We start from the raw sequence: 16,109 nt of genomic DNA, 5'->3' as shown, positions 1-16,109 counted from the left end.
TTATTGACAAAAAAACCGCGCTCAAAAGGCGCGGTTTCTCGTAAACGGCCCGGCTGCGTGGGCCGGGCGTCCACATGATTTCAGAGCTTCAGGAGCTTTTTGCCTGGCGTTGCAGTTCGAGAGTTTCGAGCTCGTTTTTATAATTGTGGGCGTCGCTCTCGTTGTGAAACATGCCGACCAATACGTCTTGCTGATGGACATCCCAGATGTGAATCCCGTGGCCTACTGCTTCATGGGACATATGTTCATCGTCGCGTTCAGTTACTTTTACAGTCATCTGCTTGCTCCAATCTCTGGTTGATCTGCGGCAAGTCGTCGCAGGCCTCTGTTATATGATTTGTTAGCTTGCTAAGTAAACTGATTTTGCGCGCAATAATTCGTTGCAGGAAGCGCAACAATGCTGGAGGCCGCGTAAACCGGGCATTGCGTCGCCATGGCAGAGGCTTTATGACAAAAGTTTCATGTTCAGGGAGGCCAGATTGACCTCGGCACCGCCATCGCAGGCAAGCCAGCTCCCACAATTAGATCGCGGGGTGCCAGGTGGATGGGCGTCGGGTGTCCGGTCGTCACGGAAGCAAGCTCCCTCGCCACAGGTTTAGCGTCGTACCGAAGTTGTGTAGATACCTATGCTGCGATAGCGGTAGTGGCTCCCCCTAAAAATGCCAGGCGAAAAAAAGCCCCGCATTCAGCGAGGCTCCTTTCCGGTGCATCAGCAATCAGCTGCCTTTGACGGCCTTACCGTCAACGGTGCCATCCTGCAGCATGATGTTGTATTCCTTGCCATCGGTCTCAACCTGACGCAGGGCAACCAGGATGCCGCCCTGGTCCTTGGCAAACCACATCTGGGTGATGCGCTTGCTCTGCGACGGATCACGCACGCGCTCGACCTTGATCGCGTCGATCGAACCGACCTTGGTCTGGACCTTTTCCGAGCCGATCACGCGGAAGTCGTAGGTATCGGTATCGGTACCCTCAACCACGCGGTAGCTCATGCTCTTTTTGCCCGCAGCCACATCGCGTTGCAAGGCGAGCTGATAGGTGGACTTGTCGAGCATGCCGCTTTCGAGAGTGACATTGACCGGGTCTTTGTTTTCAAAGCCGGTGACTTTCTTGGCGCTCTGGTCGAAGTCCAGGTTGATCTTCTTCGCCTTGCCCAGGCCGCCGCGTTCGAAGCTGTAGCTCTTGGGTTGCAGGGTGTCCTTGTCGAACAGGATCACACTGGTTTCGGTCAGGCTGGCAATCATCATCGAGGCCTTGAAATTCAAGGTCCAGGTACCGTCGCCATTCTTGGCCAGGCTGCGTTCAGCCGAACCGCTCATGGGCAGTTGTTTCCAGTCGGCGGTGTAGCTGACGGAGAAGGGGTGAAGGTCTGCCGCTTGTACGGCAGGCAAAGCGAACAGCGCAAAAGCGAAAAGCAGGGCGCGACGCATAAAATCTCCTAGGTTCGAATCAAGTGGCCGCTGGCCGCGAGTAACTGGCCGTCCAATAATGCACCCTGATCGCCAAGAATCAACCGTCCTTCGGCAAACCAGCGAACAGCCAGCGGGTAAATCCTGTGTTCCTGGGTATGAACCCGTTGCGCAAGCGTCTGCGCCGAGTCGCCTGACTCTACCGGAACCACTGCCTGTACGACCAGAGGCCCGCCATCGAGTTCCTCGGTCACAAAGTGCACGCTGCAGCCATGCTCACTGTCGTCGGCGTCGAGGGCGCGCTGATGGGTGTGCATGCCTTTGTACTTGGGCAGCAGGGAAGGGTGAATATTGAGCAGGCGCCCTTCGTAGTGCCGGACGAAATCTGCGCTGAGGATGCGCATGAAACCGGCAAGGACCACGAGTTTGGGGTTGAAGGCGTCGATCAGTTCGATCAAGGCGCTGTCGAAGGCCTCGCGACCGTCGAACGCCTTGTGATCCAGAGAGCGAGTATCGATACCCGCGTCACGGGCGCGTTGCAGACCGTAGGCGTCGCTGCGGTTGGAAATCACCGCAGCGATGCGCACCGGGCTGTCGCCGGTGCGCGTGCTGTCGATCAGGGCCTGCAAGTTACTGCCGGTGCCGGAAAGCAGCACCACGACATCACAGGTCTGGGGCATCAGTGAGCCTTGAGGTTCTTCAGTTCAACCTGGGCTGCGCCTTCGGCGGCAGTGGCGATCTGGCCAATGACCCAAGGCTGCTCGCCGGCTTCACGCAGCACGTTCAGCGCGGTTTCAACGTGTTCCTGCGCAACGCAGATCACCATGCCCACGCCGCAGTTGAGCACGCGGTGCATTTCGGTTTCGTTGACGTTGCCTTTCTCTTGCAGCCAATCGAAGACTGCCGGGCGCTGCCAGCTGGCCACGTCGACAATCGCCTGGGCGCCTTTTGGCAGGACGCGCGGGATGTTGTCCAGCAGGCCGCCACCGGTGATGTGGGCCATGGCCTTGACGGCACCGGTGTCCTTGATCAGCTTGAGCAGTGGCTTGACGTAGATGCGGGTCGGCGCCATCAGCAGGTCGGTCAGTGGCTTGCCGTCGAGCTGGATGTTCTTGATGTCGGCGCCGGACACTTCGATGATCTTGCGGATCAGCGAGTAACCGTTGGAGTGCGGGCCGGACGATGGCAAGGCGAGCAGGGCGTCACCAGCAGTGACTTTGGAGCCGTCGATGATTTCGGCTTTTTCCACCACGCCAACACAGAAGCCAGCCAGGTCGTAGTCTTCGCCTTCGTACATGCCTGGCATTTCAGCGGTTTCACCGCCTACCAGGGAGCAACCCGACAGTTCGCAGCCAGCGCCGATGCCGGTCACGACCTGGGTGGCGGTCTCGACATTGAGCTTGCCGGTGGCGTAGTAGTCGAGGAAGAACAGCGGCTCGGCGCCGCACACCACCAGGTCGTTGACGCACATGGCGACCAGGTCGATGCCGATGCTGTCGTGCTTGTTCAGGTTCAGCGCCAGGCGCAGCTTGGTGCCCACGCCGTCGGTGCCGGACACCAGTACAGGCTGCTTGTAGCCGGCCGGGATTTCGCAGAGGGCGCCAAAACCGCCCAGGCCACCCATGACTTCAGGGCGCGCAGTGCGCTTGGCGACGCTCTTGATGCGTTCGACCAATGCTTCACCGGCGTCGATGTCTACACCGGCGTCCTTGTAGCTCAGGGAGGGTTGCTTGCTCATGATCCAGGCCTTTAGGGGGGATTTCTGGGTAACGACCGGGCGGGCGGGGGCTTTTGGAAAGGGCCCTGCCGTTGACGGTCTGCGAAGGCGCGCGATTTTATCAGGCTTGAGGGGCAGCGGCCATCCTCGGGCCGACGGGCAGGGCATATGAGCTCAAAAAAATGCAAATCGGGCCGGTAATCGTGCGTATTAAGGTATAGCCTTGAGCTCGCTAGCGTTATGACAGTATGAAAACTTACCGGGACCCTGTGAATGTTTTACCGGTCGCTGTGTCACAGCCTCACGCGGTCTGTTCCAACCGCTAAATTTGTCGTTCGGGAATCTTCCATGCGTCTGTGTAAATTCTTCTTTGTAGGCTGCTTGTCGTTGGTCAGCCTGGCGAGTCATGCCGAAACCCTCAATGGCCTCTATCAAGTGCTCGAACCGGTCAGCAGCCAGTCGCCCCAAGAGCGCGACCAAGCCACCCATCGTGCTGTGCAGACCCTGGTGATCCGCCTGACCGGCGACGCCAAGGCCGCCGATGGCCCGGGCCTGGCGGCGATCCGCAAAGACCCGCAACAAATCATCAGCCAGTACGGCTACGACGCCGGCCCGCCGGAAAGCCTGCAAGTGGACTTCGACCCGGTCAGCACCGACCGCGCCTTGCGTGATGCGGGGCTGTCGATCTGGGGCAGCAACCGGCCGTCGATCCTGGGTTGGTGGCTCAACGATTCAACCGAAGGCAGCAGCCTGGTCGGCGATGGCCAGGCCGTTGCCCAGGCCCTGCGCCGGGCCGCGCAACACCGGGGGCTGCCGCTGCGCTTGCCGCTGGGTGATTTGGACGAACAGGTAGTCGCCACCGCGCCGAATCTTGAAAGCCCGGACGCCACGCCTTTGCGAGCAGCGTCCGAGCGCTACGGTGCCGATGCGTTGCTCGCGGTGCATGCGCGCCAGGAAGGCAGTCAATGGCAGGCCAAGTGGCGCCTGTGGCTGGGCGACAAGGCTGAGGAGGGCACCGCCCAAGGTGCTGACACTGCCGCGCTCGCCGACGCTGTCTTGCTGGCGGTCAGCCAAAAGCTGGCGCCACGTTTTGCGGTCAAACCTGGGGTGAGCAGTGAGCAACTGCTTGAAGTGCAAGGCATGAACCTGGAGCGCTACGCCGCCCTGGGTCGCTTGCTCGAGCCTTTTGGCGGCCAGCCGCAGTTAGTGGATGGCAACCGGATCGTGTATCGCGTCAATGGCAGCGCCGAACAACTGCGCACCCAATTGAGCCTGGCCAAGCTGCAGGAAATTCCTGCTGGCGAAGCCCCGGTACAGCCTGCCGTGGTCGAAGGCATGCAACCGGCTGCTGCACCTGAGCCTCAGGCGCAACTGCGTTTTCGTTGGTAAACGGTGTTCCTCCTTCTATATAGAAGAAGGGCGTAGATAACAGATGGAGTGGTTTATGGCGGATACGCGTCGTTGGGTGTGGCTTGGCGGGATTGTCCTGCTGTGCGTTTTTGTGTTCTTGCTGCATTCGATCCTGACGCCGTTCCTGGTGGCGCTGCTGCTCGCCTATCTGTTCGATCCGGTGGTGGATCGCCTGGAAAAAGTCGGCATGTCGCGCACCTGCGGCGTGATCACGGTGTTTGCGCTGTTCACGTTGATCATCACGGCGCTGGTGTTGATATTGGTGCCGATGTTGGCCAAGCAGCTGTTTCGCCTCTATGAACTGGCGCCGCAGATGCTCGACTGGTTGCAGCACACGGCAATGCCGTGGGCCCAGTCCAAGTTCGGGCTGGCGGATGGCTTCTGGAAGTTCGACAAGGTCAAGGCGGCCATCAGCGAGCATATGGACAAGACCACCGATATCGTCACGGTGGTGCTCAGCCAGGCAACCGCGTCGAGCCTGGCGCTGATCGGCTGGTTGACCAACCTGGTGCTGATCCCGGTGGTGGCGTTCTACCTGCTGCGGGACTGGGACATCATGATGGCCAAGATCCGCAGCCTGCTGCCCCGTGACCGCGAAGAGCGCGTGGTTTCCCTGGCGGCGGAGTGTCATGAGGTGCTGGGCGCGTTCGTGCGCGGGCAGTTGCTGGTGATGCTGGCCCTGGGCGTGATTTACGCTGCCGGCCTGATGGCGATCGGCCTGGAGCTGGGGCTGTTGATCGGTTTGATCGCGGGCCTGGCGGCCATCGTGCCGTATATGGGCTTTGTGATCGGCATCGGCGCGGCGCTGGTGGCCGGGCTGTTCCAGTTTGGCGGCGACCTGTACCCGATGCTCGGGATTGTCGCGGTATTCATGGTAGGCCAGGCGTTGGAAGGTATGGTGCTGACGCCGCTGCTGGTGGGCGATCGAATTGGGCTGCACCCGGTGGCGGTGATCTTTGCGATCCTTGCGGGTGGTGAGCTGTTCGGCTTTACCGGCATCCTGTTGGCGCTGCCAGTGGCGGCGGTGATCATGGTGCTGGTGCGCCATGTGCACGACCTGTACAAGGATTCGGACGTGTACACAGGGGTGGATGAGCCCGAGTTGTAATCGCAATGTCACAAACCCGGCCCTGGCCGGGTTTGTTGTTATTGGCGCCGGGTGCGTCAAACAATTCGCGTAAACCTGCGAGTTAACGCAAACCTTTGATTTTGCTTGTGGTCTGCTGCATTGTGCGCCCGGCGTCACGGGTATAAACTTTGCAAACTTTACACAGAGGCCACTAACGGTTCGATGGGAGCCGTTCAGTCAGCATGAAACCGATTCAGCTGCCCCTAGGTGTGCGTCTGCGTGATGACGCTACCTTTATCAACTACTACCCAGGCGCCAATGCCGCTGCACTCGGCTATGTCGAGCGGCTCTGCGAAGCCGACGCCGGGTGGACGGAAAGCCTGATCTATCTGTGGGGCAAGCATGGTGTGGGGCGCACCCACCTGCTGCAGGCCGCGTGCCTGCGTTTCGAGCAGATGGGCGAGCCGGCGGTGTACCTGCCCCTGGCTGAGTTGATGGACCGCGGCATCGGCATCTTCGATAACCTTGAGCAGTACGAGCTGGTATGTCTCGACGACTTGCAGGCAGTGGCCGGCAAGGCGGAGTGGGAAGAGGCGCTGTTTCATTTGTTCAACCGCCTGCGCGACAGCGGCCGACGCCTGCTGATTGCAGCTTCTACCTCGCCCCGCGAGCTGCCGGTGAAGCTGGCCGACCTCAAGTCGCGCCTGACCCTGGCGCTGATCTTCCAGATGCGCCCGTTGTCCGACGAGGACAAGCTGCGTGCGCTGCAACTGCGTGCTTCCCGCCGTGGCCTGCACCTGACCGACGAAGTCGGGCACTTTATTCTCACCCGTGGTACCCGCAGCATGAGTGCGCTGTTCGATTTGCTTGAACAGCTCGACCAGGCTTCTTTGCAGGCGCAAAGAAAATTGACGATCCCTTTTCTGAAAGAGACCTTGGGTTGGTAAGGCCTTGATTTTCCATATGTCGGCATTTTCAAGGCGTCAGAAAACCTGCGTTTGAGCCTTAAGGGCTACGCAACTGAAGCAAAAAATGGAATCACGGCTTAGATGTCATGGTCGAAACGGGAAGTCACATAGATCACGATTGAATTTGCAAATCGATGTGATAGAGGGCATAGTCTCGGCTTCTTTACACATCAGCCACGGTCGTGCCCATGCTAAATCGCTTCGCACCCCTCGTGCCTCTCGCACTCGTTACCCTGTTGTTTGGTTGCGCCTCCCACCCTCAGCAGGTGGCAGAACAGCAAAAACCACAGGTTCAAAATCAGGCAAAGTTCGTTGCTGCACAGTCTGCTTCTGTTTATGAAGAAGAGGTGGCAACCGAAAAAGAACTCGCCGAGTTCTCCGACAGCAAGCCTTACCAACTGCCACTTCTGGCCGACAGCATCCTTGAGCGCGGCATGTCCTTGATCGGTACCCGTTACCGTTTCGGCGGCACCTCGGAAGCCGGTTTTGATTGCAGCGGTTTCATTGGCTACCTGTTTCGTGAAGAGGCCGGTATGAACCTGCCGCGCTCCACGCGCGAAATGATCAACGTGAATGCACCGTTGGTCGCACGAAACAACCTCAAGCCCGGTGATCTGCTTTTCTTTAGTACCAGTGGCCGCGGTCGTGTCAGCCACGCCGGTATCTACCTGGGCGATAACCAGTTTATTCACTCCAGCAGCCGCCGCAGTGGTGGTGTTCGGGTCGATAACCTGGGTGACAGCTACTGGAGCAAAACCTTCATCGAAGCCAAGCGCGCACTCGCCATGGCCCCGACGACGGTTACCGCTAGTAAGTAAAGTTAAAGTGATACTTGAAGTTTGACGTGTAAGCGCTAGAATCCCTGGACATTGTTGTCATCCGTTCGCGCGAGCTTTGCTTGCGCGTTCTGGTTTTCAACGTTCGGCAGCGAAAGCCGCATCCAGACCAGGATTGTTCTGCACATGTCGACCTCGGCCCGCCTGATGCTTATTGTTTGCGCCGCGCTGCTCAGCGCCTGCGCCAGTCGTACACCGCCGCCCGCGCCCGTCGCGGTCAAGCCTAAGCCGGTGTTCAACTATGCCACCCAGAATTTCTCGCCGGCTGCCGAAGACGTGCTCTTTCGTGCGCTGGGCCTGGTCGGCACGCCTTATCGCTGGGGTGGCAACACGCCGGACTCGGGGTTTGATTGCAGCGGCCTGATCGGCTTTGTATTCCGCGATGCCGCCGGCATCTCATTGCCGCGCACCACCCGTGAATTGATCGTGATGCGTGCCCAGGACGTCAGCGAACAAAACCTGCAAACTGGCGACCTGCTGTTCTTCGCCACCGGTGGTGGTTCGCGGGTCAGTCATGCGGGCATTTATGTGGGGGAGGGTCGCTTCGTACACGCGCCGCAAACCGGCGGTACGGTGAAGCTGGATACGCTATCCAAAGCGTATTGGCAGAATGCCTACCTGAGTGCCAAACGCGTGTTGCCGGGGAATCTGGCGCGTAATCCCTGAATCAATAAAACTCCAAAATGTGGGAGCGGGCTTGCCCGCGAATGCAGTGTGTCAGTCAACGGATTAGTTGGCTGGGCCACCGTAATCGCGGGCAAGCCCGCTCCCACATTGGTGTGTGGCGATTTACTTAACAGCCGACACCCGCCAAACCTTATTGCCCACATCATCGGCCACCAGCAAATCCCCCTGCTGATCAATCACCACGCCAACCGGCCGGCCCATGGCTTTCTCATCGCTATCAAGAAACCCCGTCAGCACATCCACCGGTTGCCCTTTCGGCTGGCCCCCTTCGAACGGCACGAAAATCACCTTGTAGCCACTGTGCGGCTTGCGGTTCCAGGAGCCATGCTGGCCGATAAATGCGCCGTTTACGAAGGGGGCGGGGAGTTTGCTGCCTTCGGCGAAGGTCAGCCCCAGCGACGCAGTGTGAGGGCCTACCGCATAGTCGGGAGCGATGGCCTTGGCGACCATGTCCAGGTTCTGCGGGGTCACACGCACATCCACATGCTGGCCGTAATAGCTGAACGGCCAGCCGTAGAACCCGCCATCCTTGACCGAGGTGATGTAGTCGGGCACCAGGTCACTGCCAATCTCATCGCGCTCGTTGACCGCCGCCCACAACTTGCCGCTCTGTGGCTCCCACGCCATGCCGTTGGGGTTGCGCAGGCCAGAAGCAAAAATGCGGTGCTGGCCGCTGGCGCGGTCGACTTCCCAAATGGCGGCGCGGCCCTGTTCGGCTTCCAGGCCGTTTTCGCCGACGTTGCTGTTGGAGCCGACGCTTACGTACAGCTTGCTGCCGTCCTGGCTGGCCACGACGTTTTTGGTCCAGTGGTGGTTCAAGGGGCCACCGGGTAAATCCACCACCTTGGTGCCTGGGGAGGTGATCGCGGTTTCACCCGGCTGATAGGGGAAGCGCAGCAATTTATCCGAATCGGCCACATAGAGGTCGTTGCCCACCAGGGCCATGCCAAACGGGGAATTGAGATTCTCCAGGAACACCGTGCGTGTTTCTGCCACACCGTCATGGTCGGCATCGCGCAGCAAGGTAATGCGGTTCGGGCTCGGTACGCCGGCGCCAGCGCGGTCCATGACTTTTTCCATCACCCAGCCACGTACGCCTTTGGCGTCGTCCGGCTTGGGCGGTGCATTGGTCTCGGCCACCAGCACGTCGCCGTTGGGTAGCACATAGAGCCAGCGCGGGTGATCCAGCCCTTCGGCGAATGCGGCCACTTGGGTGCCGGCGGCGGCGACGGGCTTGGCGCCTTCGGGCCAGCCGATGGCCGGGGCGATATTGACGGTGGGGATCAGCGTCTTGTTCGGCTCCGGCAGCCGGGGCGAGGGCCCGGTGCCATCGGCGACCTGCAGGGTCGAGCTTTCGCCGCACGCAGCGAGGCTGCCGGCGCACATGATCAGTAGGGCGAGTCGGGTTTTAGGCATGGTTTTCTCCTTGATACCTGTAGGGGTAGAGAAGCACGAACGGCGGATGGTTCAAGTACAAGGCCAGCTTTAATTGACGCTCCACCCCCAACCCACTAACCTTCGCGGCTTGTTCCAGGTGCTCTGTGGCGTACGCGTCGACGGAGTGAAACAGGGAAGCCGGTGAGTGAGCGCACTTGTACACAGTGCTGCCGCGATTCCGGCGCTGCCCCCGCAACGGTAAATGAGTCAAGACGGTGCTGTTTGCCACTGTATCGCGTGCGATATGGGAAGGCGCACCCTCGGCTGCTTTCTATAAAAAGCGCCACTCATGAGCCCGGAGACCGGCCTGGATCATCCAACAGCATCACGGTGGGCGATGCTTGGCTGTCTGATTTTTTCTTTTTCCTGCCCGCCGTTTTTGTCCAGCCCCAACGGAGAGCTGCCATGACTGATTCCCCCGACCGCGACGAACGCCACCTGGCGCGCATGCTGCGCAAAAAAGCCGTGATTGACGAGCGCATCGCCAATTCCCCCAACGAGTGCGGCCTGCTGCTGGTGCTGACCGGCAACGGCAAAGGCAAGAGCAGTTCGGCGTTCGGCATGTTGGCCCGCGCCATGGGCCATGGCATGCAATGCGGTGTGGTGCAGTTCATCAAGGGGCGTAACAGCACCGGCGAAGAATCGTTCTTCCGCCGCTTCCCCGAGCAGGTGCGCTTTCACGTGATGGGCGAAGGCTTCACCTGGGAAACCCAGGACCGCCAGCGCGATATCGCCGCCGCCGAAGCGGCTTGGGCGGTATCTCGGGCCATGTTGAATGACCCCTCCATCGGCTTGGTGGTGCTGGACGAACTGAACATCGCCCTCAAGCACGGGTATCTTGATTTGGACCAGGTACTCAGCGACCTGCAAGCGCGCCCGCCCATGCAGCATGTGGTAGTCACCGGCCGTGGCGCCAAGCCTGAACTGATCGAAATGGGCGACACCGTCACCGAAATGGGCATGCTCAAGCACGCGTTCCAGGCCGGTATCAAGGCACAAAAAGGCGTCGAACTTTGAATCAGCCCCGTCATTGCCCGGCCGTATTGATCGCCGCTCCGGCGTCCGGCCAGGGCAAAACCACGGTCACCGCCGCGCTGGCGCGTTTGCACCGCAACCTGGGACGCAAGGTGCGCGTGTTCAAATGCGGGCCGGACTTTCTCGACCCGATGATCCACGAACGTGCCAGTGGCGCGCCGGTTTACCAGTTGGACATGTGGATGGTGGGCGAGCAGGAAAGCCGTCGTCTGCTCTGGGAAGCAGCGGGGGAGGCTGACCTGATTCTCATCGAAGGCGTGATGGGCCTGTTCGACGGCACGCCTTCCAGCGCTGACCTGGCGCGGCACTTCGGTGTACCTGTGCTGGGTGTGATCGATGGCACCGCCATGGCCCAGACATTCGGCGCCCTGGCTTTGGGGTTGGCGCGCTATCAACCCGACCTGCCGTTCGCCGGCGTGCTGGCCAACCGCGTCGGCACGTTGCGTCATGCGCAATTGCTCGAAGGCAGCCTCACCGAGGGCGTGCGTTGGTACGGTGCATTGTCCCGCGAGACCGGCATCGAACTGCCTAGCCGCCATCTGGGCCTGGTGCAAGCCAGCGAACTGAATGACCTTGACGTGCGCCTGGATGCCGCGGCCCAGGCGTTGGGCAGCAGTTGCGAAGTGGCCTTGCCGCCGCCGGTGACCTTTGCCGCGCCCGAGGTGATCGAAGCTGAACCCTTGCTGGCCGGTGTGCGTATTGCCGTGGCCCGTGACGAAGCCTTCGCTTTTACTTACGGCGCCAGTTTGGATTTGCTGCGGGCGATGGGCGCCGAGCTGAAGTTCTTCTCACCGATCCATGATCGCCAACTGCCCGAAGCTGACAGCCTCTATCTGCCCGGCGGGTATCCAGAACTGCACCACCAGGCATTGTCGGCCAATACCGCGATGCTGGACGCTATTCGTGCTCATCACGCCGCTGGCAAGCCGCTGCTCGCCGAATGTGGTGGCATGCTCTATCTGCTCGACTCGTTGACCGATGTGGAGGGTACACGCGCCGAACTGGTTGGCTTGTTACAAGGCGATGCGGTGATGCAGAAGAAACTCGCGGCCCTGGCGTTGCAAAGCGTTGAGCTGCCGGAGGGCACGTTGCGTGGGCATACCTATCACCATTCCCTGACCAGTACCGAATGGGCGCCGATTGCCCGTGGCCTGAGCCCTAACGGTGGGCGCGGGGCTGAAGCGGTCTATCGCCAAGGTCGATTGACCGCCTCCTACGTACACTTTTATTTTCCGTCGAATCCTGGCGCGGTGGCCGCGTTGTTTGCGCCAGACCTTGAGACCGTTATCGCAGGCAAGCCAGCTCCCACAGGGGAATGCATTTCAAATGTGGGAGCGGGCTTGCTCGCGAAGAGGCCATGACTGACAACGCATTCCCCCAAGCCGACCGCGAAGCCGTCTACCGCGCCATCGCCGAACGCCGCGACATGCGCCACTTCAGCGGCGGCAACATCGCGCCTGAACTGCTGCAACGCCTGCTCCACGCCGCGCACCAGGCGCCCAGCGTCGGCCTGATGCAGCCGTGGCGTTTTATCCGCATCAGCGACCGCCCGTTGCGCAGCCAGATTCAACAGTTGGTGGAAGAAGAGCGCGTGCGCACCGCCGAAGCATTGGGTGAACGCTCCGATGCGTTCATGAAGCTCAAGGTCGAAGGTATCAACGACTGCGCCGAGGTATTGGTCGCCGCCTTGATGGACGATCGCGAGCGCCACATTTTCGGGCGCCGCACCTTGCCGGAAATGGACATGGCCTCGCTCTCCTGCGCGATCCAGAACTTGTGGCTGGCGGCGCGCGTGGAAGGGTTGGGCATGGGCTGGGTTTCGCTGTTCGACCCCCAAGCCCTGGCCGAGCTGCTGGGCTTGCCACCCGGCGCAAAACCCCTGGCCGTGTTGTGCCTGGGGCCGGTGGCCGAGTTTTACCCGGCACCGATGTTGCAGCTAGAAGGCTGGGCCGAGCCGCGACCGCTAAGTGACATGCTGTATGAAAACACGTGGGGAGTGAGTCAATGAGTGTGGCCTTGCTGTGTGTGGCTGCGGTGGCGCTGGATGCGCTGCTGGGTGAGCCCAGGCGCTGGCATCCGCTGGTGGCGTTCGGCAATTTCGCCGGGCGCATCGAGCAACGTTTCAATAGCGGTGGGCGTGGCTGGCGCAGCCATGGCGTGACCGCGTGGTTTATCGCAGTGGTGCCGCTGACCCTACTGGCCACCGCGTTGTCGTGGGCGCCCTATATCGGCTGGCTGCTGGAGATTATGGCGTTGTACTGCGCCCTGGGCATGCGCAGCCTGGGTGAGCACGTAACCCCAGTGGCCCAGGCCCTGCGCCGCGATGACCTGGATGAAGCGCGCACGCGTGTGAGTTACCTGGTCAGCCGCCAGACCAGCGAACTGGACCGCACTGAAGTCGCCCGTGCTGCCACCGAATCGGTGCTGGAGAACGGCAGCGATGCGATCTTCGCTGCGTTGTTCTGGTTCGTGGTGGCCGGTGTGCCAGGCGTGGTGCTCTATCGCCTCAGCAACACCCTGGACGCCATGTGGGGCTATCGCAATGAGCGCTTTGAGCGTTTCGGCTGGGCAGCCGCCAGGATCGATGATGTGCTCAACTATATTCCTGCGCGTTTGGTGGCCTTAACCTACGCGCTATTGGGTAAAACCCGCCTGGCGCTCAAATGCTGGCGCACCCAGGGCCCGACCTGGGACAGCCCCAACGCCGGCCCGGTGATGGCGGCGGGGGCCGGTGCCTTGGGTGTCGAGCTCGGCGGCGCGGCGATTTATCACGGCGAGGTGCATCAGCGCCCGCCATTGGGCGAAGGCCCGCCGGCCGACGCCAATTCCATTGATCGCGGCTGGCAACTGGTGCAGCGCGGCGTATGGTTGTGGCTGCTGGTCCTGTGCGTGGGGGCGCAAATTTATGCTTGAACATGGTGGTCGGCTGCGTAAGGCCGCGATTGAGTACGGCATTGCCGAAGCGGATTGGCTTGACCTGTCCAGCGGCCTGGCGCCCTGGCCGTGGCCGATTCCCGAGATTCCCTTGCGCGCCTGGGCGCGTTTGCCGGAAACCGATGACGGCTTGGAGAAGGCCGCCAGCGAGTATTACGGCGCCGGCCCGTTGCTGCCGGTGCCGGGCTCCCAGGCGGCGATCCAACTGCTGCCGCGCCTGCGTCGTTCTGGCAAGGTCGGCGTGCTTTCGCCCTGTTACGCCGAGCACGCCGAAGCCTGGCGCCGCGCCGGTTATGTGGTGCGCGAAGTGCAGGAGCAGGAAGTCGACTTCTTTCTCGACAGCCTCGACGTGCTAGTCGTGGTCAACCCCAACAACCCCACGGGCTTGAGCCTGAGCCCGCAGCGCCTGCTGGATTGGCATGCGCGGTTGGCCCAACGTGGTGGCTGGCTGGTGGTGGACGAGGCGTTCATTGACGTAACCCCGGACTTGAGCCTGGCCAGCCATGCCGATCAGGTCGGCTTGATCGTGCTGCGCTCATTCGGCAAGTTCTTCGGCCTGGCCGGCGTACGCTTGGGCTTCGTGTTGGCCGAGCGCAAGTTGCTCAAGCTGTTGGCCGAACAGGTCGGGCCCTGGGCCGTCAGCGGGCCGACGCGGGTGCTGGGCCAAGTGTGCCTGCGCGACACCGACGGGCATGCGCGCCAGCGCAGTCGCTGCATCGCAGCCGGTCAGCGTCTGTTCGAGTTGCTTGAGCGCCGCGGCCTTCAACCTCACGGCGGCTGCGCCTTGTTCCAGTGGTTGATTACCCCCCACGCTGAACGGCTGTACGAATTCATGGCCCAGCGCGGCATCCTGCTGCGCCTGTTTGTGCACAACAGCAGCGTGCGGTTGGGCCTGCCCGACACCGACGCCGACTGGCTGCGCCTTGACGAAGCCCTGGCCGCCTACAAGGACGCCACATGAGCACGTTGATGGTGCAGGGCACCACCTCTGACGCCGGCAAAAGCACCCTGGTGACCGCGCTGTGTCGCTGGCTGGTACGCCAGGGCATCGCAGTGGCACCGTTCAAACCGCAGAACATGGCGCTCAACAGCGCAGTGACCGCCGAAGGCGGCGAGATCGGCCGCGCCCAGGCGGTGCAGGCCCAGGCTGCCAACCTGGCGCCCCACACCGACATGAACCCGGTGTTGCTCAAACCCAACAGCGACACCGGTTCCCAGGTGATCATCCATGGCCGTGCCGTTACCAGCATGAATGCCGTGGCGTACCACGACTACAAAGCCATTGCGATGCAAGCTGTGCTGGCCTCCCACACGCGCTTGAGTGAGGCCTACCCGGTGGTAATGGTCGAAGGCGCGGGCTCCCCGGCCGAGATCAACCTGCGCGCCAATGACATCGCCAACATGGGCTTCGCCGAGGCGGTGGACTGCCCGGTGCTGTTGATCGCAGACATCAATCGTGGCGGCGTGTTCGCCCATCTGGTCGGCACCCTGGAACTGCTGTCACCCAGTGAGCAGGCGCGGGTCAAGGGCTTCATCATCAACCGTTTTCGCGGTGATATCGCGTTGCTGCAACCCGGGCTGGATTGGCTCGAAGCGCGCACCGGCAAGCCGGTGGTCGGCGTGCTGCCCTACGTGATGGACCTGCACCTGGAGGCAGAAGACGGCATCGACCAACGCCAGATCGACAAGGCCGCCCAAGTGCTCAAGGTGGTGGTGCCGGTGCTGCCGCGCATCAGCAACCATACCGACTTCGACCCGCTGCGCTTGCATCCCCAGGTGGACTTGCAGTTCGTCGGGCCGGGCCAGTCGATACCGGCTGCTGACCTGATCATCCTGCCGGGCTCGAAAAGTGTGCGCAGTGACCTGGCCTACCTGCGTGCCAATGGCTGGGACACCGCCGTGGCGCGACACCTGCGTTATGGCGGCAAGGTGCTGGGGATCTGCGGCGGCTTGCAGATGCTCGGCGAGCAAGTCCATGACCCGTTGGGCCTGGAAGGGCTTGCGGGCTCCAGCGACGGCCTCGGGTTACTGGCGTTCAGCACCACCCTGGAACAAGAGAAGCAGTTGCGCAACGTGCGTGGACGCCTGGTATTGGAAGATGCCGAAGTCAGCGGTTATGAAATCCATGCGGGGGTAACCTGCGGCGCTGCCTTGGCAAGCGCTGCGGTGCTGCTGGACGATGGCCGCAGCGATGGCGCGCAGAGCGCCGATGGGCAGGTTCTCGGCACCTACCTGCACGGCGTGTTCGAGACCCCGGCGGCGTGCAGTGCGTTGCTGCGTTGGGCCGGGTTGCAGGATGTGCAAGAGGTGGATTATCACGGCCTGCGCGAGCGCGATATCGAGCGCTTGGCGGACTTGGTGGAGCATCACCTGGATACCGATTTATTGCGCAAGCTATGTGGGATCTGACGGTGATCACACGACCCGATCGCGGGAGCTGGCTTGCCTGCGATAGCGGTGGAGCGGTGTACATATCCATTGCTGCGGCAACGACCACTTATGGTTCCGCTCTTACAGCGGGTCACTTTTGGAAGGACCCAAAAGTAACCAAAAGGCCCTCGCCCCACCACTCGGCACCTCGCCTAGGCTCGGTGTGCCCTCTCTCCG

General features: G+C 61.5%; 16 protein-coding genes and 1 riboswitch. Of the genes, 11 read left to right on the top strand and 5 right to left on the bottom strand.

What is annotated here, in order from left to right; genetic code table 11:
* Positions 1 to 88: 88 nt before the first annotated feature.
* From V8689_RS20255 to purM, 4 genes are all read right to left on the bottom strand, one after another.
* Positions 89 to 277: a hypothetical protein gene (locus tag V8689_RS20255; protein ID WP_003193064.1), complete on the bottom strand. Its 189-nt coding sequence runs from the start codon at positions 275 to 277 to the stop codon at positions 89 to 91.
* A 439-nt stretch (positions 278 to 716) separates the two neighbouring features.
* Complete coding sequence (locus V8689_RS20250) at positions 717 to 1,430, bottom strand: DUF3108 domain-containing protein (protein ID WP_003193062.1); 714 nt, start codon at positions 1,428 to 1,430, stop codon at positions 717 to 719.
* 8 nt (positions 1,431 to 1,438) lie between these two features.
* A complete protein-coding gene (purN, locus tag V8689_RS20245; RefSeq protein WP_056786524.1) occupies positions 1,439 to 2,089 on the bottom strand; it encodes a phosphoribosylglycinamide formyltransferase in 651 nt (216 codons plus the stop codon).
* Positions 2,089 to 3,147 (bottom strand): phosphoribosylformylglycinamidine cyclo-ligase, encoded by a 1,059-nt coding sequence (purM, locus tag V8689_RS20240; RefSeq protein WP_056786521.1) that lies wholly within the window; start codon positions 3,145 to 3,147, stop codon positions 2,089 to 2,091. The genes purN and purM overlap by 1 nt, the downstream gene beginning before the upstream one ends.
* 327 nt (positions 3,148 to 3,474) lie before the next feature.
* Here purM and V8689_RS20235 point away from each other — a divergent pair, with 327 nt between their 5' ends.
* The 5 genes from V8689_RS20235 to V8689_RS20215 all read left to right on the top strand — a co-directional run bounded on the left by V8689_RS20235 (position 3,475) and on the right by V8689_RS20215 (position 8,075).
* Positions 3,475 to 4,515, top strand: coding sequence for a DUF2066 domain-containing protein (locus V8689_RS20235; protein ID WP_056786519.1), 1,041 nt, complete (start codon positions 3,475 to 3,477; stop codon positions 4,513 to 4,515).
* A 55-nt stretch (positions 4,516 to 4,570) separates the two neighbouring features.
* Positions 4,571 to 5,644 carry an AI-2E family transporter gene (locus tag V8689_RS20230; protein ID WP_056786516.1) on the top strand — a complete coding sequence of 358 codons (1,074 nt, stop codon included), beginning with the start codon at positions 4,571 to 4,573 and terminating at the stop codon, positions 5,642 to 5,644.
* A 203-nt stretch (positions 5,645 to 5,847) separates the two neighbouring features.
* Positions 5,848 to 6,552, top strand: a complete 705-nt coding sequence (gene hda, locus V8689_RS20225; RefSeq protein WP_003193052.1) for a DnaA regulatory inactivator Hda — start codon at positions 5,848 to 5,850, stop codon at positions 6,550 to 6,552.
* A gap of 209 nt (positions 6,553 to 6,761) precedes the next feature.
* Positions 6,762 to 7,391, top strand: a complete 630-nt coding sequence (locus tag V8689_RS20220) for a C40 family peptidase (RefSeq protein ID WP_003193051.1) — start codon at positions 6,762 to 6,764, stop codon at positions 7,389 to 7,391.
* Between the two features lie 144 nt (positions 7,392 to 7,535).
* The gene (locus V8689_RS20215; protein ID WP_003193049.1) at positions 7,536 to 8,075 is read left to right on the top strand and encodes a C40 family peptidase; all 540 of its coding nucleotides are present in this window, start codon (positions 7,536 to 7,538) and stop codon (positions 8,073 to 8,075) included.
* A 123-nt stretch (positions 8,076 to 8,198) separates the two neighbouring features.
* On the opposite strand, the gene V8689_RS20210 is transcribed toward V8689_RS20215, so the two are convergent.
* Positions 8,199 to 9,512, bottom strand: a complete 1,314-nt coding sequence (locus V8689_RS20210) for a PQQ-dependent sugar dehydrogenase (RefSeq protein WP_060765923.1) — start codon at positions 9,510 to 9,512, stop codon at positions 8,199 to 8,201.
* Between the two features lie 99 nt (positions 9,513 to 9,611).
* Positions 9,612 to 9,858: riboswitch (cobalamin riboswitch) on the top strand.
* 80 nt (positions 9,859 to 9,938) lie between these two features.
* On the opposite strand from V8689_RS20210, the gene cobO reads away from it, so the two are divergent.
* From cobO to V8689_RS20180, 6 genes are read left to right on the top strand one after another with little or no spacing between them, the layout of a single operon-like run.
* Entirely contained in the window at positions 9,939 to 10,550 is a 612-nt protein-coding gene (cobO, locus tag V8689_RS20205; protein ID WP_056786509.1) for a cob(I)yrinic acid a,c-diamide adenosyltransferase, read from the top strand.
* The gene (locus tag V8689_RS20200; protein WP_056786506.1) at positions 10,547 to 11,929 is read left to right on the top strand and encodes a cobyrinate a,c-diamide synthase; all 1,383 of its coding nucleotides are present in this window, start codon (positions 10,547 to 10,549) and stop codon (positions 11,927 to 11,929) included. The genes cobO and V8689_RS20200 overlap by 4 nt, the downstream gene beginning before the upstream one ends.
* Complete coding sequence (bluB, locus tag V8689_RS20195) at positions 11,926 to 12,576, top strand: 5,6-dimethylbenzimidazole synthase (RefSeq protein WP_056786503.1); 651 nt, start codon at positions 11,926 to 11,928, stop codon at positions 12,574 to 12,576. Before V8689_RS20200 ends, bluB begins: the two co-directional genes overlap by 4 nt.
* Positions 12,573 to 13,481 carry an adenosylcobinamide-phosphate synthase CbiB gene (gene cbiB, locus V8689_RS20190; protein WP_056786500.1) on the top strand — a complete coding sequence of 303 codons (909 nt, stop codon included), beginning with the start codon at positions 12,573 to 12,575 and terminating at the stop codon, positions 13,479 to 13,481. The genes bluB and cbiB overlap by 4 nt, the downstream gene beginning before the upstream one ends.
* Positions 13,474 to 14,463, top strand: coding sequence for a threonine-phosphate decarboxylase CobD (gene cobD / locus V8689_RS20185; RefSeq protein WP_032903127.1), 990 nt, complete (start codon positions 13,474 to 13,476; stop codon positions 14,461 to 14,463). The genes cbiB and cobD overlap by 8 nt, the downstream gene beginning before the upstream one ends.
* Entirely contained in the window at positions 14,460 to 15,911 is a 1,452-nt protein-coding gene (locus tag V8689_RS20180; RefSeq protein WP_056786497.1) for a cobyric acid synthase, read from the top strand. Before cobD ends, V8689_RS20180 begins: the two co-directional genes overlap by 4 nt.
* The last annotated feature ends 198 nt before the right edge of the window (positions 15,912 to 16,109 follow it).

Origin of the sequence: Pseudomonas sp. AK181 (assembly GCF_051122975.1) — a bacterium.
Classification (GTDB): domain Bacteria; phylum Pseudomonadota; class Gammaproteobacteria; order Pseudomonadales; family Pseudomonadaceae; genus Aquipseudomonas; species Aquipseudomonas lactis.
Note: the sequence above shows the minus strand (reverse complement) of the source record. Positions and strands in the feature narration are given on the sequence as shown.